This is a genomic window from Kribbella sp. NPDC054772 (assembly GCF_053611945.1).
The window spans coordinates 20,433-44,034 of record NZ_JBSHBJ010000028.1; the positions used below are offsets into that span (position 1 = coordinate 20,433).

Annotated in this window: 21 protein-coding genes; 9 read left to right on the forward strand and 12 right to left on the reverse strand. The window is 69.0% G+C overall.

Annotated features, from left to right (window positions below):
* Positions 1-66 precede the first annotated feature (66 nt).
* The 6 genes from lnt to kdd all read right to left on the reverse strand — a co-directional run bounded on the left by lnt (position 67) and on the right by kdd (position 7,511).
* Entirely contained in the window at positions 67-1,638 is a 1,572-nt protein-coding gene (lnt, locus tag ACWGID_RS31605; protein WP_452202793.1) for an apolipoprotein N-acyltransferase, read from the reverse strand.
* 547 nt (positions 1,639-2,185) lie between these two features.
* Complete coding sequence (gene kal, locus ACWGID_RS31610) at positions 2,186-2,575, reverse strand: 3-aminobutyryl-CoA ammonia lyase (RefSeq protein ID WP_452202795.1); 390 nt, start codon at positions 2,573-2,575, stop codon at positions 2,186-2,188.
* Positions 2,576-3,328, reverse strand: a complete 753-nt coding sequence (gene kamE / locus ACWGID_RS31615; RefSeq protein WP_452202797.1) for a lysine 5,6-aminomutase subunit beta — start codon at positions 3,326-3,328, stop codon at positions 2,576-2,578.
* Positions 3,325-4,887, reverse strand: a complete 1,563-nt coding sequence (kamD, locus tag ACWGID_RS31620; protein ID WP_452202800.1) for a lysine 5,6-aminomutase subunit alpha — start codon at positions 4,885-4,887, stop codon at positions 3,325-3,327. The genes kamE and kamD overlap by 4 nt, the downstream gene beginning before the upstream one ends.
* The gene (locus ACWGID_RS31625) at positions 4,887-6,464 is read right to left on the reverse strand and encodes an amidohydrolase (RefSeq protein WP_452202802.1); all 1,578 of its coding nucleotides are present in this window, start codon (positions 6,462-6,464) and stop codon (positions 4,887-4,889) included. Before ACWGID_RS31625 ends, kamD begins: the two co-directional genes overlap by 1 nt.
* A 3-nt stretch (positions 6,465-6,467) precedes the next feature.
* Positions 6,468-7,511, reverse strand: coding sequence for an L-erythro-3,5-diaminohexanoate dehydrogenase (kdd, locus tag ACWGID_RS31630; protein ID WP_452202804.1), 1,044 nt, complete (start codon positions 7,509-7,511; stop codon positions 6,468-6,470).
* A 142-nt stretch (positions 7,512-7,653) separates the two neighbouring features.
* Between kdd and ACWGID_RS31635 the strand changes: the two genes are divergently transcribed.
* The 6 genes from ACWGID_RS31635 to ACWGID_RS31660 all read left to right on the forward strand — a co-directional run bounded on the left by ACWGID_RS31635 (position 7,654) and on the right by ACWGID_RS31660 (position 14,397).
* Complete coding sequence (locus ACWGID_RS31635; RefSeq protein ID WP_452202806.1) at positions 7,654-9,120, forward strand: KamA family radical SAM protein; 1,467 nt, start codon at positions 7,654-7,656, stop codon at positions 9,118-9,120.
* Positions 9,121-9,256: 136 nt separating this feature from the next.
* Positions 9,257-9,454: a hypothetical protein gene (locus tag ACWGID_RS31640; protein WP_452202808.1), complete on the forward strand. Its 198-nt coding sequence runs from the start codon at positions 9,257-9,259 to the stop codon at positions 9,452-9,454.
* Positions 9,451-9,798: an ArsR/SmtB family transcription factor gene (locus ACWGID_RS31645; protein ID WP_452202810.1), complete on the forward strand. Its 348-nt coding sequence runs from the start codon at positions 9,451-9,453 to the stop codon at positions 9,796-9,798. Before ACWGID_RS31640 ends, ACWGID_RS31645 begins: the two co-directional genes overlap by 4 nt.
* Complete coding sequence (locus tag ACWGID_RS31650) at positions 9,795-11,480, forward strand: SulP family inorganic anion transporter (protein ID WP_452202812.1); 1,686 nt, start codon at positions 9,795-9,797, stop codon at positions 11,478-11,480. Before ACWGID_RS31645 ends, ACWGID_RS31650 begins: the two co-directional genes overlap by 4 nt.
* A gap of 61 nt (positions 11,481-11,541) precedes the next feature.
* Complete coding sequence (locus tag ACWGID_RS31655) at positions 11,542-12,525, forward strand: hypothetical protein (RefSeq protein ID WP_452202814.1); 984 nt, start codon at positions 11,542-11,544, stop codon at positions 12,523-12,525.
* Positions 12,526-12,606: 81 nt separating this feature from the next.
* Positions 12,607-14,397 (forward strand): hypothetical protein, encoded by a 1,791-nt coding sequence (locus ACWGID_RS31660; protein ID WP_452202816.1) that lies wholly within the window; start codon positions 12,607-12,609, stop codon positions 14,395-14,397.
* Between the two features lie 54 nt (positions 14,398-14,451).
* Here ACWGID_RS31660 and ACWGID_RS31665 read toward each other — a convergent pair whose 3' ends face one another.
* On the reverse strand, positions 14,452-15,117 hold the full coding sequence (locus tag ACWGID_RS31665; protein WP_452202818.1) for an HAD family hydrolase: 666 nt from the start codon (positions 15,115-15,117) through the stop codon (positions 14,452-14,454).
* On the reverse strand, positions 15,114-15,554 hold the full coding sequence (locus tag ACWGID_RS31670) for an Lrp/AsnC family transcriptional regulator (protein WP_452202820.1): 441 nt from the start codon (positions 15,552-15,554) through the stop codon (positions 15,114-15,116). Before ACWGID_RS31670 ends, ACWGID_RS31665 begins: the two co-directional genes overlap by 4 nt.
* A 71-nt stretch (positions 15,555-15,625) precedes the next feature.
* Here ACWGID_RS31670 and ACWGID_RS31675 point away from each other — a divergent pair, with 71 nt between their 5' ends.
* Both ACWGID_RS31675 and ACWGID_RS31680 read left to right on the forward strand, forming a co-directional pair.
* Positions 15,626-16,546, forward strand: a complete 921-nt coding sequence (locus tag ACWGID_RS31675) for a 5'-3' exonuclease (RefSeq protein ID WP_452202945.1) — start codon at positions 15,626-15,628, stop codon at positions 16,544-16,546.
* On the forward strand, positions 16,543-17,736 hold the full coding sequence (locus ACWGID_RS31680; RefSeq protein ID WP_452202822.1) for a M20 metallopeptidase family protein: 1,194 nt from the start codon (positions 16,543-16,545) through the stop codon (positions 17,734-17,736). Before ACWGID_RS31675 ends, ACWGID_RS31680 begins: the two co-directional genes overlap by 4 nt.
* 62 nt (positions 17,737-17,798) lie before the next feature.
* Here ACWGID_RS31680 and ACWGID_RS31685 read toward each other — a convergent pair whose 3' ends face one another.
* From ACWGID_RS31685 to ACWGID_RS31700, 4 genes are read right to left on the reverse strand one after another with little or no spacing between them, the layout of a single operon-like run.
* Positions 17,799-18,752 (reverse strand): nucleoside hydrolase, encoded by a 954-nt coding sequence (locus tag ACWGID_RS31685; RefSeq protein ID WP_452202824.1) that lies wholly within the window; start codon positions 18,750-18,752, stop codon positions 17,799-17,801.
* Positions 18,721-20,040, reverse strand: coding sequence for a hypothetical protein (locus ACWGID_RS31690; RefSeq protein ID WP_452202826.1), 1,320 nt, complete (start codon positions 20,038-20,040; stop codon positions 18,721-18,723). The genes ACWGID_RS31685 and ACWGID_RS31690 overlap by 32 nt, the downstream gene beginning before the upstream one ends.
* Positions 20,041-20,079: 39 nt before the next feature.
* A complete protein-coding gene (locus ACWGID_RS31695; protein WP_452202828.1) occupies positions 20,080-20,742 on the reverse strand; it encodes a response regulator in 663 nt (220 codons plus the stop codon).
* Positions 20,735-22,786, reverse strand: a complete 2,052-nt coding sequence (locus ACWGID_RS31700; RefSeq protein WP_452202830.1) for a sensor histidine kinase — start codon at positions 22,784-22,786, stop codon at positions 20,735-20,737. Before ACWGID_RS31700 ends, ACWGID_RS31695 begins: the two co-directional genes overlap by 8 nt.
* Positions 22,787-22,950: 164 nt before the next feature.
* Between ACWGID_RS31700 and ACWGID_RS31705 the strand changes: the two genes are divergently transcribed.
* A complete protein-coding gene (locus ACWGID_RS31705) occupies positions 22,951-23,589 on the forward strand; it encodes a hypothetical protein (RefSeq protein WP_452202832.1) in 639 nt (212 codons plus the stop codon).
* Positions 23,590-23,602: the final 13 nt, after the last annotated feature.

Consider the following 23,602-nt stretch of genomic DNA (forward strand, 5'->3'; position numbering starts at 1 on the left):
CCTTCCGGCGACTCCCCCCAGTGTTACAGGTCCGCGGTACAGGTCGGGGAGATCAGGCCAGGGAGATCAAGCCGGAACCTTCTCGGGGGTGCGGGCCGGGCCGGCGGCCGGAGGCGGCGGCATGTCCTTCGAACGCTTGCGGCGGCGGTCGATCAGGGCCAGCACCACGCCGAGCAGGCCGAGGCCGGTGAGGATCCACTGCGGCCAGCCGCCGAGGGTCGTGGCGAGCGTGTGACCGTCCCGCACCGGCACCGTGGCGACGTACACGTCCGACACGAACTGCGCCGACTTGTGCTCGACGGTTCCGTCCGGACGGATCACCCCGGAGATCCCGCTGGTCGAGGCGATCAGTACGGTCCGCCCGGTCTCGATCGCCCGCATCCGGGTGATCGCGAACTGCTGCTCCGGCTGACCGGTCCCGCCGTACGTCGCGTTGTTGGTCTGCACGATCAGCACCTGCGCACCGCCCTTGACCACGTCCTGGATGACGTTGTCGTAGGCGAGCTCGAAGCAGATCACGTCGCCGTACGTGACTCCGCCGATCGGCATCACGCCGGGACCGACGCCCGGCACGGTCTGCGCGCCGATCATCTCGAGCCGCTTGATGTACGGCAGCAACTGGTTGCGGAACGGGATGTACTCACCGAACGGCACCGGGTGCCGCTTCGCGTACCGCTGGCCAGGGCCGCTGACCGGATCCCACACGATGCCGGTGGTCTGCCGCTCGTTCGGCCCGGGGCCCTCGGTGACGGCACCGACCAGGATCGGTACGCCGACGGCCTTCACCGCCTGCTCGATGTCGGCCCGCGTCTCGTCGTCCTTGTACGGGTCGATGTCGGTCGAGTTCTCCGGCCAGATCACCACGTCCGGCTTCATCTCGGTGCCGGCCTGGACCCGCTTCTCCAGGTCCAGGGTCGCGTTCAGGTGGTTCCGCGTGACGGTCCGGGCGCGGCCGAGGAACTCCAGTCCCTTCCCCGGCACGTTCCCCTGCACGATCGCGGCCTTCACGGTCTTGCCGTCGCCTTCGGTCGACAGGTGGATCAGCGTCGGTCCGAACACGATCACCAGTCCGGCCGCGAGGGCGACCGCCCGCAGGCGCAGCGTGCTGCCGCGCCGGAGGACGGCGTACACGAGGACGCCGACGAAGGCGACCAGGAAGCTCAGCCCCGCGATCCCGACGAACGTCGCCAGTTTGCCGAGCGGGACGGCGGCGAACGCCCAGGCGAGCTTGCCCCACGGGAAGCCGCCGAACGGCACGGACGCGGTCGCGAACTCGGTCGCCACCCACAGACAGGGGATCCACAGCATCCACAACCGCAGCTTCAGCACCTGCGTCGCGAACAGCCCGAAGACCGCGTAGAACAGCCCCTCGAGGATCGCCAGCGCGATCGCGGCGTCACCGCCGATCACGCTCAGCCAAGGGACCATCACCGCGTAGTACGCGATCCCGAAGCCGGCGCCGACCAGGAAGCCGGCCTTCATCGAGATCCCGTTCAGCGCGGCGAGGAAGAGCGGTACCGCGACGATCGTCAGCCACGGGTGGTCGTGTGGCTCGAACGCGAACCCGAGCAGTACGCCGGCCAGCACGGCCACCGCCACTCGTGGCAGGAGCCGCCCCAGCGCCTTCAACCGGTCCACGCGGTAACCCCTTGTCCTCACTCACCGGCCGGACGCCGGTCGCACGACCGTACAACGTCCCGGACACGCCAATGTATCCGGTCAGTAGCCACTGGGCACCGAACGCGGAAAGTACTGGGGTCGTCCACAGAGAGTGGTCAGCAGGAAGAGGAAAGAGGCTCGGCGCGCCTTCGGACCAACCGGCGACTGCGCTGGCTGCGAGCCGTCCGGCTGTTGTCTACTGGCCGCCGAGCCTCTTCCACCTCTGCCCCGCGGGGGGCTAACCACCGGCGATCTCAGCCCCCGTCGACTCAGGCCTGGCACTGGCCTGGTCAGCGTCGCGGGATCATCCGGCAGCCGAACTTCGTGTAACCGTTGCACTAACGGGATATGACGACTCCCAAAACGATGCTCGCTGAGAGCGACGGTGTCAACCTCTCCCCCGGCTCTTTGAGCCCGTTGTAACACTATCGCCTGTCCTGCAAGGGAAAACGAGATTCCCTCACCAGAATGACGTTACAGAGCGATGTCGGCACGCCACGTGATCGTTACCCAGGGCAACCATTCGTCACCGAACCGGAACAACGACCGTTCCGGTGGCTTTAGTGATCTGCAGCGGCTCGGTAAGCACCTCGGCGGCCGATTCGGATTGGTCCGGACGTCCGCGGCAGACGACGTACGCGCTGAACTCGAGCTCCCGGCTCCGGTTGCCGACCCGGGTGATCGTCGCTGTCACCTCAACGACGTCACCGGCCCGCAGCGGCTGCAGGAACTGCACGTCGGAGTACGACGCGAACAGGCCCTCGTCACCGTCGGACTGGATGCACACCTCGGTCGCGACGTCACCGAACAGTGCGAGCACGTACGCGCCGTCGACCAGGTTGCCGGCGTAGTGCGCGTGGCTGTAGGGGACGTACCGCCGATGCGTGACGGACAGTCCGATAGTTGCCTTTGACACCTATGCGCTCCTCTTGGCAGGGACTCGCTTGGTCACCAGCGCGTCGACGAGATAACTCGCCACCTCGCCGGGCGTCGTACCGCGGCCGAAGACCCGGTCGACACCGAGCTCGCCGGCCATCTGTTCGGTGAAACGGGGGCCGCCGGCAACCAGTACCGGCCGGGCGTCCTCGGAGTACGCCTCTCGGAACGCCGCGGACATCTCCTTGGTGTTGAGTACGTGCGCCTCGCGCTGCGTCACCACCTGGGACACGAGGATGGCATCCGCCTTCTCCGCCCGAGCCCGCCGGACCAGCTCCGGTACGGCGACCTGGGCGCCGAGGTTCACGACCTTCACCTCGCGGTAGTACTCCAGCCCCTTCTCGCCAGCGAACCCCTTGATGTTCAGGATCGCGTCGATGCCGACCGTGTGCGCGTCGGTGCCGATGCAGGCGCCGACCACCGTCAGCCGGCGGCGCAGACCCTTGCGGATCGCGAGGTTGACTTCCTTCGGCGACAGCAACGGGTAGTCGCGCTCGAGCACCTCGACCTTGTCGGTGTCGACCAGATGGTTGACGGGTCCGTAAACGACGAAGAAGGTGAAATCCGGACCGATCGCCTTCGCGTGCACGACCAGCGCCGGGTCCATCCCCATCTTGTTGGCGAGCTGCACTGCGGCGCCCTCGGCCCGCTTGTCGTGCGGAACGGGCAGCGTGAACGACAGCTGGACCATCCCGTCACCGGTGGTGTCGCCGTACGGCCGGATGATGCTCATCCCACGCCCTCCTCGAGCAGCTCGATCGCCGGGTTGTAGTACTCCGTCGACTTGCGCGCGACGCCGTCCAGACCACGACCGGCGTCCTGCGGGCGCTTCATCAGCCCGAAGGTCCCGTCGGCGATCGCGTTCAGCAGCCCGTCGTCGACGATCTCCTCGAGCAGCTCGACCGACTCACCGAGCACCTGCCGCGCGCGCTGCGCGATGAACCCGTTCGGCTCGGGCCGGAAGTCCTCGTGAAGGTTGCCCGCGGCACCCAACACGTAGCGGACGTTCTGCAGGGCCAGGTCGCGGTCCGAGATCCACGGCGTGACGACCGCCTCGGTCATCATCCCGACCAGCAGGATGCCCTGCCCGGTCATCGCGCCGACCAGGTTGAAGAACCCGTCCAGCAGGTACCCGCGGAACACGTCGCCGGTCATGTGCCGGGTCGGCGGCATCCACTTCAGCGGCGCGTTCGGGAACAGCTGCCGCGCCAGCATCGCGTGCGCGAGCTCGAGCCGGAACGAGTCCGGGATGTCCGGGTTGATCTCGAAGGCGTGCCCGAGCCCGAGTTGCCAGTCCTCGAGCCCGGCCTCCTTGGCGAAGTACTCGTTCAGCAGCTGCGACACCGTCACCGTGTGCGCGGCCTCGACCGCGTCGGCGGTGGTCAGGTAGTTGTCCTCGCCGGTGTTGATGATGATCCCGGCGCGGGCGTGGATCTGGCGGCTGAAGCGCTGGTCGACGAACGTCCGGATCGGGTTGATGTCGCGGAACAGGATCCCGTACATCGAGTCGTTCAGCATCATGTCCAGCCGCTCGAGCCCGGCCAGCGTCGCGATCTCCGGCATGCACAGACCGGAGGCGTAGTTCGTCAGCCGGACGTAGCGGCCGAGCTCCTTGGACGTCTCGTCCAGGGCGGCGCGCATCAGCCGGAAGTTCTCCTGCGTCGCGTACGTGCCCGCGAAGCCCTCCCGGGTCGCGCCCTCGGGCACGTAGTCGAGCAGCGACTGGCCGGTCGAGCGGATCACCGCGATGATGTCGGCGCCCTCACGGGCCGCCGCCTGCGCCTGCGGGATGTCCTCGTAGATGTCGCCGGTGGCAACGATCAGGTAGATCCACGGCCGCTGCTCGGGATCACCGTGCCGCTTGATCAGCCGGTCCCGCTCGCGCCGCCGCCCGTCGATCCGCTTCATACCGGCCGCCGCCACCTTCCGCGCCGCCGACCGGGCCCGGACCGCGTTCCGGCCCTCGGGCATCCGGAACGTCACCGAACCGGATGCCGCCTTCTGCGCCAGCACGGCCAGGTCCTCGGCCTCGCCCCGGACCAGGGCGTCCCAGACCGGCAGCGCGAGACCGTGCTCGAGCCCGACGTCGGCGCGGACGGTGTCGGCGAGCCGGTTCACCCACGGAATCCCTTCCGTGTCCGCACCGGTCAGTCCCGCAAGCCGCAGTACCGCTCGCTCGACCGACACCGTGGTGTGCTGGCGCGCGAGGTTCACGATCGGTTTGCCGGCCTTGCGCGCGAGGCTGCGCGCCTTCCGGACGGTGACCGGATCGAGGTCAAGCTTCTTCGGCATCACAATCCCTCGGATTCATAGATGACACGGCCCCCGACCACGGTCCGCACGCAGGTCGGCGTCCCGTCGCTCAGATCCGGCAGCACCGGTACGCCGGCTCGCGGGTCCGTCGACCATGCGGCGACCCGCTCGTCCGGCGTCTGCACCACCAGGTTCGCGTCGCTCTGCCAGATCGCGTACGTCGCGGCGCTGCCCGGTGCGAGTACTCCGGCGTCGTCGATCCCGGCGGCCCGCCAGCCACCCCGCGTGTGCGCCTGGAACGCGGCGCGCACGGTGATCCGCTCGGACTGCTCGTGATGGAACGCGGCCGCCCGAACGGCCTCCCAACCACCGAGCTCCGTCACCGGCGCGTCCGAGCCGAACGCCAGTACGACGCCCGCGCGGGCCAGCGACCCGAACGGGTTCATCCCCTGCCAGCGGTCGCCGACACGCTCGGCGTACATCCCGTCCGGGCCGCCCCACAGACGGTCGAACATCGGCTGCACGCTCGCCACCACACCGCAGCGCGCGAGCGTCGCGATCGTTGCCTCGTCGACCATTTCGACGTGCTCGAGGCGGTGCCGCGCGGCGACCAGCGCCTGGACGCCAACCTTCTCTTCGGCGAGCTCGAACCCACGGGCGATGTTGTCCAGCGCCTGGTCGCCGATGCAGTGGAATCCGGCCTGCACGTTCCGCTCGGTGCAGGCGATCACGTGTTCGGCGATCTGCTCGGGCGTCAGGTACGCGTGACCGCGGTGGTCGGCGCGGTCGGCGTACGGCTCCCTCAGGGCTGCGGTGCGCGAGCCGAGTGCACCGTCAGCGTTGAGGTCGCCCGCCAGACCGGCGAGACCGTAGGTGCCGACGTGTTCGAAGGTGCCCGGCTCGCCCCAGTACAGGGTCGCTGCCAGACCGAGCTGCTCCGCGACCTCGCGCACGATCGGCAGCTCCCAGAGCGGGCCGATGTGCGGCGCGGCCATCTCGTGGAACGCGCCGATCCCCTTCGCGGCCATCGCCTTCAGCGCGGCCTCGATGTCAGCACGCCGCTGGTCAGGCCCGACCAGATCACTCAACGCGTCCCGAACCTTGTGGTTGGCGTCGCGCTCGACCCGGCCGCTCTCGTCGAAGCCGTCGCCTCGGGCCACGTCGATCAGTGCGGACGAGACCACGCCGGAGTGCCCGTCGACGCGCGACAGGTACACGCGGCGGCCGCCGCCTGCGCGGTCCAGCTCCGCGGCTGTCGGCGGCCGGCCCTCCGGCCAGGTCGTCTCGTCCCAGCCGCCGCTGTCGATCACCGCGTCCTCGGGCAGATTCGCCGCGTACGCCGCGAGGCGGTCGAGCGCGTCGGTCAGCGAGGTGGTGCCGGCGAGGTCGAGGCCGGTCAGCACCGCACCGGTCTGCGCGGTGTGGACGTGGGCGTCGACGAAGGCAGGCGTCACCAGCTTGCCGTCCAGGTCGATGACCTCGTCCGCGCCGTCGGCGTACGGACCGGTGCCGGTGTCGTCGCCGAGCCAGGTCACCACCCCGTCGTCGAAGGCGATCGCAGTCGCGTGCGGGTCGGCGGGCGAGTAGACGGAACCGTTCGTCAGAAGTGTGCGCACGTACTAATCCTCCGCCAGCCTGTTCTCGAACAGACCACGGACACCCGGCTCGGCCCGCAACAACTCCAGCGCGTACTCCGCATGGCCAGGCACGTACCCGTTGCCGACCAGCATCGTGACGTCGGCCGCGAGACCTTCCGCGCCGAGCGCCGCCGCGGAGAACGATGTCGCCATCGAGAAGAAGATCACGGTGCCACCGGCCGCGGTCGACAGCACAGCGCCGTGCTCACACCCCGGTACGTCGACGCAGACGACGGTGATGTCGGCGGGTCCCCCGGCCTGCTCGACCGCCTGCGCCAGCGCCACCGGGTCGCGGGCGTCGGCCAGCGCGACCGCGTCCGCGAGCCCGGCTCCGGTCAGCAGGTCGTGCTCGGCCTGGAACGGCACGACACCGATCGTCCGCGCGGCGCCGGCGGCCCGTGCGGCAGCCAGCGACAGCGAGCCCGACTTACCTGCGCCACCAATTACTGACACGACAGGCTTTATGCCTTTGTCGACATACGAACGCACCACGCGCGCGGTCAGCGCCGGCGCCCCACACACGTCCATCACAGCCAGTGACAGTTCGGGCTTCAGGTCGTCCGGGAGCTTGGCGACGATCGACCGGGCGAACAGGATCGCGTGCCCCTGCGCCGGGACCTGCTCGCTCCGGCCGTCCCAGTCCTTCAGCGCGTCCGTGATCTGCAACGGGGTCAGCGTCAGCGACACCAACGTCGCCACCCGGTCGCCCTTGCGGACCCCGAGCGGTGACTCCGGACCCGCCTCGTCGACGACTCCGACGAGCATGCCGCCCGAGCCCGTCACCGGATTCTGCATCTTGCCGCGGGTCTCGATGATCTCCAGGACCGCGCGACGGATCGCCGTACCGTCGCCACCGTGCGTGTCCGCCAACTGACGGTACGACGCGGCGTCCAGGTTCAGCCGCTCGACCGCGATGCGGACCTCGTCGGGCCAGATCTCGGGACGTGCGTCGAGTCTCTCCGCCGCCTGCGGCAGTACGCCGGACGGCGCGAGTACACGGTGCAGTCCTACCGGGCTCGATGACACGGGTCCTCCTCTGTGCGGTCAGGCAAAATACTACTCAAACAGGGCCGTGACGAGAATTCTTACGGCGTACTGTTGGATGTAGGGGAAGTTCTATCGCTATCCTCACATGAGACCGCATCCTTTGATCCCCCGCGGAGGACCCGTGACCGACCTGATCACCCCGGAGCTGGCTCGTTCCTCCGAACCCGGTGACGGCCAGCCGTACCTGTACCGGCGCGCCGAACTGGCCGAACCGGACTGGACCCGGCTGCCCGGCTGGAAGGACGTGACGGCCGAGGAGTGGCGCTCGGTGCAGTGGCAGCGGTCGCACTGCGTGAAGAACGTGAAGCAGTTGCGCGACGTGATGGGCGACCTGCTCGAGGAGCGGTTCTACGAGGACCTGACCCGCGACCAGGCCGAGCGCGCGACGATGTCGATGCTGCTGCCGCCGCAGATGCTGAACACGATCGTTCCTTCGGGGGCGGCCGACTACACCGAGGCGTTCTACGCCGACCCGGTCCGCCGGTACATGCTGCCGGTGTTCACGGACCGCCGTACCGACTGGCCGTCGCACCCGCACGCGACGCGGGACTCGCTGCACGAGCACGAGATGTGGGCCACGGAGGGGTTGACCCACCGTTACCCGACCAAGGTGCTCGCGGAGATCCTGCCGACCTGCCCGCAGTACTGCGGGCACTGCACCCGGATGGACCTGGTCGGCAACTCGACGCCGGTGATCGACAAGCTGAAGTTCGTCGCGAAGCCGCAGACCCGGCTCGACGACATGCTCGACTACCTGCGCCGCAACCCGGGGGTCCGGGACGTCGTCGTCTCCGGCGGCGACGTGGCGAACATGCCGTGGCCGCGGCTCGAGGCCTTCCTGATGAGCCTGCTGGAGATCGAGAACATCCGCGACATCCGGCTCGCCACCAAGGCGTTGATGGGGATGCCGCAGCACTGGCTGTCCGACGACGTCCGCAGCGGCGTCGAGCGGGTCGCGTCGGTCGCGCGCACCCGCGGCGTGATGCTCGCGATGCACACGCACGTGAACGCGGCCCAGTCCGTGACGCCGCTGGTCGCCGAGGCATCCAAGGCGATGCTCGAGGCCGGCCTGCGGGACGTGCGCAACCAGGGCGTGCTGATGCGCGGCGTGAACGACTCCGTCCACCAGCTGCTCGACCTGTGTTTCGCGTTGCTCGACGGCGCGAACATCACGCCGTACTACTTCTACATGTGCGACATGATCCCGTTCTCTGAGCACTGGCGGGTGTCGGTGCGCGACGCGCAGCACCTGCAGCACGGGATCCTCGGGTACCTTCCCGGCTTCGCCACCCCGCGGATCGTTTGCGACGTCCCGTACGTCGGCAAGCGCTGGGTGCACCAGCTCTCGGAGTACGACGAGGTTCGCGGCATCTCGTACTGGAAGAAGAACTACCGCACCGGGATCGAGCAGCAGGACCCGGAGGCGCTGAACCGGACCTACGAGTACTACGACCCGATCGACACGCTGCCGGCCGAGGGTCAGAAGTGGTGGGGCCAGCACACCGGCACCACGCTCGCCGAGGCCGAGGCCCGCGCCGCCGCCTCCCGCGAGGCAGCCGAGGCCCAGAAGCTCCTCGACATCAACTGATTCCCCCGAACTGCCTTCGGTGCCACAACTGCAGGGGGTGGCACCGAAGGCTTCGTCGTATCCGGCTGTTGACGACTTGCAAAGTTCTTCAATTCGCTACATGCTGAAACTGTCATGTCGGCGAAGGGAGGACCCCGTGAGTGGCAACGAGTTCGCGCTCGACCTGCGCCGCCGGGTGCGTGAGGCCAGGCAGGCACAGGCCGAGGCAAGAGCAGCAGGAGATCTGTACGCCGTCGATGTCCGCGAGGGTGAACTCGACAGCCTCCTGCGGCTGGCGATGGAGAACGGCGTCGACCTGACCGGTGACCGCGAAACCGCGGACGAGAGCCGGTGAGCGCTCCGGTCCCGCTTTACCAGGCGAAGGCGGAGTTCTTCCGGATTCTGGGGCATCCGGTCCGGATCCGTGTCCTCGAGTTACTGCAGGACGGTCCGCGGCCGGTGCGTGATCTGCTCGCCGACATCGGCATCGAGGCGTCCAGCCTGTCCCAGCAGCTGGCCGTACTGCGTCGCTACGGCATCGTGGTGTCGCACCGCGAGGCGTCGAGTGTGGTGTACGAGCTCGCGGGCGGCGACGTCGCGGAGCTGCTACGGACCGCGCGCCGGATACTGACCGAGTTGCTGGCCGGCCAGAGCGAACTGCTGGCCGAGCTGCGCGAGGCCGAGGCCGTCACGCGATGAGCCTTGGCGCCCGGGCCCGTGATCTGCTGCCGGCCCGCGACGACCTCGCCGCCATGCTCCACCAGCCCCGCCGCGACCTGGTCGCCGGCCTGACGGTGGCGATCGTCGCCTTGCCGCTCGCACTCGGGTTCGGGATCTCGTCCGGGCTCGGTGCCGCGGCCGGTCTCACGACCGCGGTCGTGGCCGGGGCGATAGCCGCCGTGTTCGGCGGGTCAGGTCTGCAGGTTTCGGGACCGACCGGAGCGATGACGGTCGTGCTCGTGCCGATCATGCACGCGCACGGAGCCAGCGGTGTGTTGACGGTCGGGTTGCTGGCCGGCCTGATCCTCATCGGCCTGGCGATCGCCAAGGCCGGCCGTTACATGGCGTTCGTTCCGGCTTCGGTGGTCGAGGGCTTCACCCTCGGAATCGCCTGCGTCATCGGCCTGCAGCAAGTCCCAGCTGCGCTTGGTGTCCCGACCCCGGACGGCGACCAGGTCGCCGTTGTCGCTGCCCGCGCCCTTGCCGAGGCTGCCCGGCACCCGCACTGGGTCACCACAGCTCTTGCCACCGGCGCAGCGGTCCTCATTCTCGTCGGGGCTCGGCTGCGCCCCGCCGTACCGTTCTCGATCCTTGCGGTGGTCGCCGCCACAGTGCTCGCCGAAGCCGCCGGTCTGGACGTGACGCGGATCGGTGAGCTGCCTACCGGCCTGGCCGCACCGACGCTGTCGTTCCTCGACCCCGCCGCGCTCTGGTCGCTCACGGGCGCGGCGGTGGCCGTCGCCGCGCTGGCCGCGCTGGAATCCTTGCTGTCAGCCGCCGTCGCCGACGGGATGGGCGTCAACCACAAACACGACCCGGACCGGGAACTGTTCGGACAGGGCCTGGCCAACCTGATCACGCCACTGTTCGGCGGCGTGCCCGCAACCGGCGCGATCGCCCGGACCGCCGTCAACGTCCGCTCCGGAGCAGGTTCGCGTCTCGCCGCGCTGGTGCACGCCGCCGTCCTGGCCGCGATCATCTACACCGCCGCGCCGCTGGTCAGCAAGATCCCGCTGGCCGCGCTCGCCGGCGTCCTGCTTGCCACGGCCGTGCGCATGGTCGAGGTCGGATCGGTCCGCGCGATGACCCGCGCCACCCGGTCGGACGCAATCGTGCTCGTCCTGACCGCGATCGCCACCTTGGCCCTCGACCTGGTCAAGGCCGTCATCCTCGGCCTCGTCGTGGCCGGCGCCCTCGCGCTCCGTGCCGTCGCCCGCAGCGCACGCCTGCGGCAGATGCCGCTGCACCCGGACCTGCCCGGCGACCACAGCCCCGAAGAACGAGCCCTCCTCGACGAACACATCGTTGCCTACCGCATCGACGGACCACTCCTGTTCGCCGCCCATCGGTTCCTGCTGGAACTGTCCGAGGTCGCCCACGTCTCGGTCGTGATCCTGCGGATGTCGGCCGTCAGCGCGATCGACGCCAGCGGCGCCCTGGTCCTCAAAGACGCAATCGAGAAACTCCAGCACCGCGGCATCACCGTCCTGGTCTCCGGCATCCAGCCCGGTCACCACCGCCCCCTGGACGCCCTCGACGTCATCAACACCCTCCGCGCCGAAGGCCGCGTCTTCACCAACACCCCCGACGCCATCCACGCCGCCCAGACCCACCTCCACCACAACGGCCTTCTGCAACTTCCTGCAATCACCCCCGAGTAACCCATTAGATGCACGCAGCAACCGCTACGATCACACCTCGCCACCTACCCGGGGAGCTTGTGTGCGGGGATTCCACGCAGCCGTTGCAGCCACCGCTTTCGTAGCCCTGGCCGGCTGCTCCGCGATCCCCCCGGTCGACACCGTCACCACGCAAAGCCGTCCCGCGATCAGCAACGACGCGGCGCAGGCGGTGATCAAGCACTACACCGAGGTCAACAACACCGCCAACCATCGCCGCGACGACAAACTCATCGCGACGGTCGAAGGCGGCAACCTGGTGCGGCAGAGTCACGCCTTGTTCACGATCGATCGAGCCACGGACAAGGCCGGCAAGAATCTGGCCAAGCCGATCTCCTTCACCAACTCGGTCGTCGGCGCTCCGTCGTACGGTGGGTATCCGATGCGTTTCGTCACCAAGATGGACGCATCGAATTCCAAGGACTACCTGCTGGTCGGCGTGTGGGAGCGCGCGAGCGCCGGGAGTCCCTGGCTGCACACGTTCTCGGGTTGGGTGCCGAAGGCCACCAAGCTCCCGGAGCTCAAGGAGCTGCGAGAGGTGACGTCGACCGACGCCTCTCGGTGGGTCGCCGCACCGGGCACCCTCGCCAACCAACTCGCCGACTATCTGACGGTCGGGGCGAAGTCGCCGTACGCCGCCACGTTCGCGCCGTCGAAGGACATCAGCGAGCTGCTCGCCGAGGTCGCTGAGGGCAAGTCGATGGTCGTCAAGTACCCGAAGCAGTACCGGAAGGTCACCAACACTTTCAAGGTCACGGATCCGCCGGCCTCGTTCGCGACCAGTTCCGGCGAGTTGCTGGTCTTCGTCACGCTGACCGACGAATACGAGATGGGGATCGGCGAGGGATACAAAGTGTCCTGGTCGACGCCTGACGTGAACGCATTCAGTCCGGCCACCACGTATTACGAGAACGTGCTTTCCAACGTCAGCCTGCACGACGTCGTACTCGTCGTCCCACCGAAGGGTTCGGGGAAGGTCCGCGTCGTCTCCTTCGGCAGTCAACTGATCGATGCCGGTGGGTACTGAGGTTGGGCCGGGTGAGCGCTACCATCACGCGTCGTCTGTCATGCGGTGTGTCTGGGGCATGCCGCGATCTCGGGAGTTCTTGTGCGGGTTGTCCGCTCGATCGTTGGTGTTCTGCTGGCTCTGATCGGTCTGGTCGTCGCGGTGGTTGGTGGTGCGGCGGCGTTCTGGTTGATCGGTCCCGATGACACGGTTCATTCCGGTGATCAGCACCTGGGCAGCAAGGGGCTGGCGATCGCGAGTACGCCGGACTTGCTCAACCGGCACGGTCCGGTGCTGCACGTCGACGTTCACTCGACGAAGAACCAGCCGGTCTTCGTCGGCGTGGCGCGGGACTTCGACGTCAGCAGTTACCTGAAGGGCATCGGGCACACGAAGCTCGTGCAGGTGCAGTACCCGATTGCGTTGAGCACCCAGGACGAGAAGGGTACGGCGGGCCCGCTGGCCGCACCGAACTCGCTCGACTGGTGGGTCGCGAAGGCGAACGGCGCCGGTACGCAGTCCATCGCCTGGCCGATCGAGGACGGCCCGTACGACGTGGTCGTGATGAACGCCGACGGGAAGACCGCACCCGACGTCCAGGTGAACCTCGGGATCGAGATCCCGCACGCGTTCCGCAATGCGCTGCTGATCTTCGTCGGCGGGATCGTTCTGCTTGCCCTGGGCATCCTTCTCGTCCTGCTCCGGCGGCGCTCCCCCAAGTCCTCGAACAAGAGCACCGGCGCGACCGACCAGCAGTTCCCGCACCAGGGTGGCGGGGGCCAGTATCCGCAGTCTCATGCCCCCGCGCCGCAGCAGCCTGGCGTGCCGCCGCAGTACCCGCCGAACCAGTACCCGCCCAACCAGCAGCCGCCGGTTCAGCAGCCGCCTGTGCAGGGTGGGAGGCCGCAGCGGTCGTCTGGTGCGGTCAAGCGAGTGCTGGCCGTCGGGCTGACCCTCGGGTTGGTGACGGGGTGTTCGGCGGTGCCGGCGGTCGACACGGTGACCGCGTTGACCCGCCCGGCGATCGGGCACGACACGGCGGTGCAGGTGATCGCGCACTACAACGCGGTCAACAACACCGCGAACCGCACCCGCAACAGCAATCTGATCGCCACCATCGAGGGCGGCAACCTCGTCCGTGAGAGCCAGGCCGGCTACAAGGTCGACCAAGCAGCGGGCGCCAAGACCAGTCCCGCGTTCACCTACACCGCCCCGGTCGTCGGCGCCCCGCAGTACGGCGGCTACCCGATGCGCTTCGTCAGCTCGTCAGGGATCTCGGACGACAAGACCTATCGCCACGTCGGCCTCTGGGAACGCACGTCCGCCGGCAGCCCGTGGAAGCTCATGTTCGCCGCCGGCGTACCGACGGCCGTCAAACTGCCGTCCGTCGACGGTCTCCGGCCGGCGACCAAGGCGGACGACACCAAGCTCGCGACCGCGCCGCAGACGGCCGCGACCGCGCTGGCGACGTACCTGACCATCGGGACCAAGTCGCCCAAGGCCGCGGCTTTCGTGCCGAGCTCCGAGATCACCAGCCTGATCAACGAACTCGCGAAGGTGCGGGCGGGCCAAGCGAGCACACCGAACTCGGTGCGCAGCGTCGCCGACGTGTTCACCGCTCCCCAGGCGGCACCGGCGTTCGTGACCAAGTCCGGCACCGGGATCGTCTTCGTCACGCTGACCCACGAACACACCCTGATGGTCGCGAAGAACTACAACTTCTCGTGGGCCGCCCTGCCGATGACGGCGTTCAGCCCGGCGACGGCGAAGTACGAGAGCGCCCTCACCTCGACGACCCTGCACGACCTGGTCCTGCTGATCCCGCCGAAGGGCAAGGGCAAGATCCAGATCGCCTCGCACGAATCCCAGGTCGTCGACGCCGGCGGCTACTGACACCCTGGGGAGGATTTCCTACCCTGAACGGGCCGAAGATCCTCCCCAGCCTCATCATTCCGGGGCCAAGAGGTCGGCCAGTTCGGCGTAGGACCTGATGGAGGGGCCGGCCCAGGCCGGGGCGCTGTTGGAGTGTTCGAGGGTGCGGATCGTGTGCATGCCCAGGGCGGCCGCGGCAGACAGTTCGTTGTCGCGGCCGTCGCCGACGTAGACGCAGTCGGTGGGGTGCGCGCCGAGCGCGGCGCACGCGGTGAGGTAGATGGCGGGCTCGGGTTTCGCCGCGCCCACCTCGGCGGAGAAGGCCGTCGTGTCGAAGTACGGCGCGAGCGGGCTGTGGAACCACTGCAGCTGCGTCTCGGCGGTGATGTTGCTGACCAGACCGATCCGCCACCCGGCAGACCGGAATGCGGCCAACGTGCCGAGAGTCGTCGCCGGTGCCGCAGCGAGTAGACGCTGCGAGAGCGTCCGGCGCAGACTCGTTGCCTCTTGCACCTGTTCGTCGCTCGGTGCTCCCCCGCAGCGCTCCGCGATCACCCGCAGCGTCGTCGGCAGGTCGCCGTACGCCCCGATGAAACGCTCGTACGACGCCGCGTCGAAGGCCCGCTGGAAGTCGATCGGATCGACCCCGAGCAGCTCGCCCATCCGCGAGTTCACCACGTCCCGCTCGGAGTCCCCGCCCGGGATCAGGGTGCTGAAGAGGTCGCTCAGCAGCACCTTCACAGGGCCGGGGGACGGCGCTCGTACGGCGTACTCAGGACGATCGTGGTCGTCGTCGACACGTTCGCCCGGGCCCGGATCACGGCCAGCAGGTTCTCCAGGGCGGCCGGGGACGCGACCCGGACCACCAGGACGTAGCTCGAGTCACCGGCCACCGAGTAGCAGGACTCGATCTCCCGGACCTCGCGGAGCCGCTCCGGCGAGTCGTCCGGTTGCGACGGGTCGATCGGCCGGATCGAGATCATCGCCGTCAGCGGCAGCTCGAGCGCGGTGTGGTCGACTTTCGCCGCGTACCCCTGGATGATGCCGCGCTGCTCGAGGCGCTTCACCCGCTGGTGCACGGCCGACGTGGACAGGCCGGTGGCCTTGCCCAGGTCGGTGAAGCTCATCCTGCCGTCGGTCGCGAGCAGCCCGACGATCTTTCGGTCCAGGTCCTCCATCCTGAAGACCCTACTGCCGAGACGGCCGGGCATGAAAGCATCGCCCTATGGCTGAGACAGGACAGCGGCTGATGCTGCTCGACACGGCGTCCCTCTACTTCCGCGCGTTCTTCGGGGTGCCGGACACGATGAAGGCCGCCGACGGTACGCCGACCAACGCGATCCGCGGGCTGCTCGACTTCATCGCCCGGCTGACCGAGAACCACCGGCCGACCCACATGGTCGCCTGCTGGGACGACGACTGGCGCCCGTCCTGGCGGGTCGCGCTGATTCCGTCGTACAAGGCGCAGCGGGTCGAGTTCGTGTCGCCGAAGGGCGAGCAGGTCGAGGACGTCCCGGACCGGCTCGAGGTCCAGGTGCCGTACATCCGCGCCTGCCTGGACGCCCTCGGGATCGCCGTCGTCGGCGCGCCGGACCACGAGGCCGACGACGTGATCGGCACGCTCTCGCACCAGGCGACGATGCCGGTCGACGTCGTCACCGGCGACCGTGACCTGTTCCAGCTGATCGACGACAGCCGCGGCATCCGGGTCGTCTACACCGCGGCGCGCGGGGTCGGGCGGGCCGATGTCTACGACGAGAAGGCGCTGCTCGCGAAGTACGAGATCCCCGCCCAGCGGTACGCCGACTTCGCCACGCTCCGTGGTGACGCGTCCGACGGCCTACCGGGGGTGAAGGGTGTCGGCGAGAAGACGGCCGCCTCGCTGGTCACGGCGTACGGCGACCTGGACGCGATCCGCGCCGCGGCGGCGGACCCGAGCACGCCGATGGCGCCCGGGGTGAAGAAGAAGATCGTCGCCGCGGCCGACTACCTCGACGTCGCGCCGAAGGTGGTCGCGGTGGCGAAGGACGCCCCGGTCGGGACGTACGACGCGACGATCCCGCACCAGATCAAGGACCCGGAGAAGTGGCTGGATCTCGTCGAGCTGCTCGAGCTGGGCGGCAGCGCGCAGCGGGTGATGTCCGCGCTGAACCTGGGGCCGAAGGCATGAGCCGCACCCGCGAGCTCGCGGAGCAGTTCCGCGACGAGGTGGTCGCTCTGCGGCGGGCCCTGCACCAGGTGCCGGAGTACGACCTGGACCTGCCGAAGACGCAGCACCTGATTCTCGACGCGCTCGACGGGCTGCCGCTGGAGATCACGCTCGGCAAGGAGCTGTCGTCGGTGACCGCGGTACTGCGGGGCGGTCGCCGGCCGGGTCCCGTCGTACTGCTGCGTGGGGACATGGACGCGCTGCCGGTGACCGAGCGGACCGACGTTCCGTTCGCGTCCCGGCATCCGGGGATGATGCACGCGTGCGGTCACGACCTGCACGTCGCGGGGCTGGTCGGTGCGGCGAAGGTCCTCTGCGCGATGCGGGACGAGCTCGCCGGTGACGTGGTCTTCATGTTCCAGCCGGGCGAGGAGACCAGCGGCGGGGCGCCGATCATGATCCGCGAAGGGGTGCTCGACGCCGCGGGCCGGCGGGCGGACGCGGCGTACGGACTGCATGTCGGGGCGTCGTCGCAGCCGCTCGGGATGTGGAGCAGTAAGCCGGGATCGTTCATGGCGGCGGCCGATCAGCTGCACGTCCGGGTGATCGGGGAGGGGACGCACGGGTCGACGCCGTTCCGTGGCAAGGATCCGATCCCGGTGCTGTGCGAGATGGTGACCGCGCTGCAGACGATGATCACCCGGCAGTTCGACGTGTTCGACCCGGTCGTGCTGACCGTGGGGCGGATCGCCGGCGGCACGAAGGAGAACATCATCCCCGACGACGCGCTCTTCGACGCGACGGTGCGGACGTTCTCCGAGAAGACACGCGCGAAGGTGCAGCAGTCGTCGATCCAGCTGGTCGAGTCGATGGCGGCGGCCCACGGGCTGGCGGTCGAGGCGGAGTACCAGATCGGGTATCCGGTGACGGTGAACGACGAGGCGGAGTACGACTTCGCGCGGGAGACGATCGTCGACCTGTTCGGCGCCGACCACTTCCGGCAGCGCGCCAACCCGCGCTGCGGCGCCGAGGACTTCTCCTACATCCTGCAAGAGGTCCCCGGCGTCTACGTCAACCTGAGCGCCTGCGCGATCGACGCCCCGGACGCGGCCGCCGACAACCACTCACCGCTGGCCAACTTCGACGACTCGATCCTCCCCGACGGCGCGGCCCTATTGGCCGAACTCGCCGTACGGCGTCTCGCTCGCTGACGGCCTGTGCGACGGCTGGCTGGTTGTAACCCGCCAGCCGTCGAACAACCTGCTAGCGGCCCTCAGCTCAGGGCCTCGGTCAGCCAGCGCATGAAGGCGGCGTAGTCGGCAGAGATCGACATCGAGATCTCGGAGCCGCCTTCGTTCAGGCTCATCCGGGCGATGTCGTCGAGCGCGACGTGCTCCCGCACGAACCGCACGCCCGGCCAGAGCAACGCCGCCGCCAACGTCAGCGCGTCGTGCTGCATGGACCCCGGGTACTTCGCCATCCACCGGTCGAACTGTTCCCGCAGTACCCGCTCCCAGGGGCGGGCGTCCGGCTGGCCCCAGCGTTGGTAGAGCGCGGACTCTGCCGTGATCTCCATCGCCGGGTTGAAGGTCACGTCCGACACCACGAACGTCGGGTTCCACAGGCCGAGTTCCGGCAGCATCCGGATCGCTGCCTCGGGGTCCACCCGGAAGTTGTGCTCGGCGCGCGACGGGTCGCGGTAGTTGATCGCCCCGCCCATCTGCGTGACCACGAACCGCGGCACCAGCAACGGTTCCTCGCGCTGTAGGCGGGCCAGATTCGACAGCGGACCCATGCCGACCCAGCGGATTTGTCCCTCGATGCCCGCGCAAACCTCGTCGATCACGCCGACGACGTCGGGGTCCTGCCGGGGCACCTCGGGCGGGCAGACGCCGTCCATCACCCACATGCGGCTGTTGCCCAAATCGGACCCGGCGACGACGCGTACATCCGGCCGGCCGACCAGATCCAGCAGGTACCGCACGAGCCGCGCCCGCTCCCCGCCGTACTCGTCGCTCGTCACCACCAACCGCAACTCCGGCACCTTCCGAGCCGCCACGATCAACGCCACCGTGTCATCCGGATCCCCACCCAGATCGGTATCAATAATCATCGGCGCCTTCGCAATAGCCGGCATCCCAACCCGCGGCGGCGGCCCGCCCTTCAGCATCTCGTCCGCCATGTCCTCCAACCCCTCAAAGCCCGCGGTCGTCTCGGTGAGGGCCATCCATTCCTCTTCCGGGTCGCTTCCCGTCCCGCCGCCCATCACTACCTCCGCTTGCCCGAGTCGAGTTCAGAACATTCTCTACGAAGACCTTCTTGTCCCCGTCCCCGCCACACTGCTCGTACGCCGTCCAGATCGTCTGCCGCTGCGCCTCGGGTACGTGCGCCCGGTCGAGCGCCCGTTGCAGCAGTGCGACCTGATTCTTGTCCGCGCGATGCACGAACGAGTCGAGGACCTCCGCCAGTCGTGGATCGGTGGATCCGCCGCTGATCCAGGCTCGGATCTCGGTCCGGTACCTCTGCGCACCGTCGTCCAGCCAGGCACGGTAGTTGCCTCCGGCATCGCGCACACCGGCGACATCCGCCGCGAGGTCGACGACCGCATGGAGGTTCACCACCTTGACGCCTTCACGCACCGGAAGATGCTCGAGCCGCGAGGAGATCCGGCCGCGGCTCAGCCCTTCCAGAAGCGCCGGATGATGGCGCTGACCGGTCTGTTCAGGGCCGGCCGAGCCGATGCGGACCGGACTCGACATCGGCCCGTCGAGGAGCTCCTCGACGCTGTTGATCGCAAGCTGATGCGAGAACGTCCTGGAAGCATCCGCAGGCAGCTCGTAGTGCGGCAGGCCACCCCGCGTCTCCGGAGCCGTCAGGTGCACCTCGTACCCCTTCTTGCTCCCGGGATGCGGATCGTACGGCGACCCGCCGTGGAACGCGTACCGGCCGGTGAAGGTCGTCTCCGGATACACCGCCGACAGAAGCTCCTGCGCCGTTCCCTTGTAGCTCGTGTCGAACAGACTCACCCGGCTCCCCGACCGACCGACCGGCACTTGCCGCGAGTGCAGATACTCGGTCAGGACCCGGAAGCCACCGACGGTGTCCGCCGGATCCACCCTCGATGCCACCCGCCGGAACTCGTCGACCTGCGGGAACTGCATCCCGTGGTGGTTCTCGAGATCCTGCAGAGCGTTCTCGACCAGAGCCCGCGACACCACCAGGTTCGAGCAGTTCTGCCGGATGAAGTCGCGATCGAGTGTTCTCATCGCCAGCGCCAGGTGGTGCCCGTCACGGCCCAGACCGAGGATCCTGTCGGTACGACGGGATCCGACATCCTCCCGCAGATCGGCCAGCATGTCGTCGGCCACCCGGACCATCAACGGTGCCGGGAATTCGTAGGCGACAAGATAGGCGTCCCGCAGGGTGGTCAGGTCGGCCGGGTCCGTGAGGCCGAGCTTCGCCGCGATCAGCTGCGCCCGTTCGTTGCCACGTCGCCGTACCTCGTCCGCGTCCATTGCCCAAGTACGCCACATTTGGCCTAAGGCGCGCGGAAGTTATCCACAGGGGTTGTGGCCGAGGCCGGCGTTGCGGGCTTGGATGATGGCTTGGGCTCGGTCGGCGACGTGGAGTTTGGCGAAGATGTTGGAGACGTTGTTGCGGACCGTTTTCGGGGACAGGTAGAGCTCGGTCGCGATCTGGGCGTTCGAGCGGCCGGCCGCGACCAGGGCGAGGATCTCGTGTTCGCGGGCGGTCAGTTGCGGGAACGGGCCGCCGGACGGCGCGGCCGGTGTCGCGGCGAAGAACTCGGCCACACGCATCGCGATCGCCGGCCCGAAGATCGCCTCGCCCTGGGCGACGGCGGTGATCGCGCGCAGGATCTCGCCCTGGTTGGCGCCCTTCAGCAGATAGCCGCGGGCACCGGCGCGCATCGCGGCGAACAGTGTCTGGTCCTCCTCGGCCATCGTGAGTACGACGATCCCGATGTGCGGACTGTCCGCGGTGATGGACCGGGTCGCCTCGATCCCGTCAAGCCGCGGCATCTGCACGTCCATCACCACCACGTCCGGCTGCAGTTCGCGAGCCCGTTCCACCGCCTGCACCCCGTCGGCCGCCGTACCGACGACCTCGATCCCGTCCAGCGAGCCGAGCAGCATCGCCAGCCCGTCGCGGTACACCGGGTGGTCGTCCGCCAGCAGAACCCGCACCGCCTCACCCATGAGCAACCTCCGGTACGGCGTCCAACGGCAACCGGACCCGTACCTCGGTGCCACCATTGACCGGGCAACTCACACTGCACACTCCCCCGAGCTCCGCGGCCCGTTCCCGTAACGACAACATCCCCACGCCCGCCCGCACGTCCTCCCCGATCCCCGTCCCGTCATCCGTCACCGTCAGCTCCAGATCCCCCGCCACCCGCAGCACGATCGAGCACCGCGACGCCCCAGCGTGCCGCGCCACGTTCGTCAACGCCTCGGACGCAATCCGGTACGCCGCCACCTCGACGCCGGCCGGTAGCGACCCGATCGGATCGGCCTCGACGGACACGACCAGCCCGCTGAGCCGGAAGCGCTCCGCCTGCTGCTCGATCGCCCGTACCAGCCCCAGCTCGTCCAGCGCCGGCGGCCGCAGATCGTGCACCAGCCGGCGTACGTCGGACAGCACCGCACCGACCTCGCTGGTCGCCTGCTCGAGCATCCGGTCGGCGTCGTCCGGCGCGGACCTCGAGAGGTTGCGCGCGGTTTCGATCCGCAGCGCGACCGCCCCGAGACTCGGCCCGAGGCTGTCGTGCAGATCGCGCCGGATCCTTCGCCGCTCCTCCTCGCGGGCGGCCACCAACCGACTCCGGCTGCGCCGCAACTCCCCGCTCAGCTCACTCGCCCGCGCGGCCGCCGCAGCCTGCCGGACCAGGTCGCCGAGCAGCCGCTGGTCCCGCACCGACAGGCGCGTCCCGTCGCCCGGACAGAACACCAATCGGCCGATCGACTCACCCCGGTACCCGACCGGCAACGCGTGCAGCGGACCCGCGACGCGTCCGTGTTCGACGATCGCCGTACCGCCGTCGGACCGTTCGATCTCGACCCGCACGTACGGGAGCCGGAACGCCTCGGCCAGCGACCTGGCCACCGTGCGCAGCTGGTCGTCCGGATCCGCCGCCGACTCCAACCGCTCCGCGAGCGCCGACATCGTCGCGTACGGATCGTCCCGCGATCCGCGCACGAGTCGACGGGCCCACCGCCACAACCGACTCCGCACCGGCGCATACAGCACCGCGACCACGGCGATCGCGACCAGGGCCGCATCCCGCTCACCGAGGACGCCGCCGGCGATCGCGAACACCGCGAGGTCGATCCCGACCACGAGCACCGCGAGGACGCCGTACAGGAAGGTGGCCGAGAGCAGGCGGTCGACGTCGTACAGCCGGTGCTTGGTGACCGCGCCGACGATCGCGGCCGACGTGAGGGCGATCGCGAGTCCGAACAGGACCGCGGGTACGGCGGGTGGGTTCTCCATCGGCACGATCAGCACCAGCATGTCGACCAGCGCCGCCCACATCAGCCACCGGATCTGTGCCCGCCGCTCGGCCAGCGCCCCGCGGTACCGGTGGACGGTCACCGCGAACGGTACGACGAGACTCACGATCACCCCGGCATACGCGACGGGCAGTACCGCGGCCCACACGCCGTACGGCAGGTTGATGCTGATCGGGTCCAGCGCCAACCGCTCGATCTCCGGCGGCAGCGCGGCGCCGTGGTACCGCTCCATCACCCGCATCGGCGCGATGAGCAGCAACACCGGCAACAAGGTGGTCAGAGCCAGGCTCGCGATCGACAACCGCCGCCAGAACTTGGCCGTCGGCAGCCGCCCGTCCGGGAAGAACAGGATGAGCACCGGCAGCCCGAGCAGCAGGAACGCGCCGAAGCGTGCGTAGAGCCAGTACGCCGCCGACGCGCCCGGCAGACCGGGATCGGTGTAGATCGCGTACGTCGCCCAGCTCGACGCGAACCCGTCCACGATCCACAACAGACCCGACCCGGTCAGGATCCAGGCGATCGGATGGCGCGGTAGCCGACGCAGGAGCAGCAGTCCCGGCACGACCTGCGCGAGCCCGGACAGGGCCGCCGCCCAGCCAGCCTCCAGCTCGGCTGCCGCAGGTGCTCCGGCGCCGTTCACAATGTCCAGCGCAACGGTGGCAGCACTCAGCAGGAGCGCGACCGCACCCAGCGCCGCCGGCCCCCAGCCCCCGCGTCTCCCCTCCCCCATCGCTGCATTGTGACCCAGAGTGTGTCCCGCCGTCGCGGGTCCGCTGTCCCGACTTTCCACGGGACACCATCAGGGACACCAGAAGGGACGCCGGACCCTGCCGCCCGGGTCACCCGCTCCCGGAGAGTTCAAGGCACAACGAACCTCAGGGGGAGGAACCCGCAATGACCACCACACCAGCCAGGGCCCGCACCGATGTCGTGCCGGCCGTGCAGCCGCCGACCGGCCTGGCCGATTCCACGATCCGCAAGCTCGGCCTCGGGCTGACGGCTGGAACGCTCGCCTGGGCCGCGAGCATCTTCGCCTTCACCACCGTCGCCGACGGCGTACCGGGCCGGATCGGCGACCTCACCGGTCTCGCCTTCCAGCTGGGTGTGTTCTGCCTGCTGGCGGTCCAGTGCAGGACCCGCGCGACGGGCCCGTCGACCGTCCTGCTGAAGGTCGAGGCAGTGATTCTCGGGATCGCGAGCGTCTGGTCGCTCCTGCACGGCGTACTGCCGTCGAACCTGCAGGACGCCGCGTGGCTGGTCCCGATGGATATCTGCTGGCCGCTCTCGATGCTGGGAATGATGGTGATCGCCGTCAAGATCGCACTGGCCGGCCGCTGGCGGGGCCTGCTGCGCTGGTGGCCGCTGGCCGCCGAGAGCTGGGCGATCGTTACGGTCCCGTCGCTGTTCCTGTTCGGCGACGGCGTGGCCCGCTGGGTCGGCGGTTTCCACCTGCTGATCGGGTACGCCGCCCTCGGCGTACTGCTCGCCGTACGGCCGGAGCTCGTGAAGAACTCAGAGCTCGTGAAGAACTGAAGACGCCGAAAGG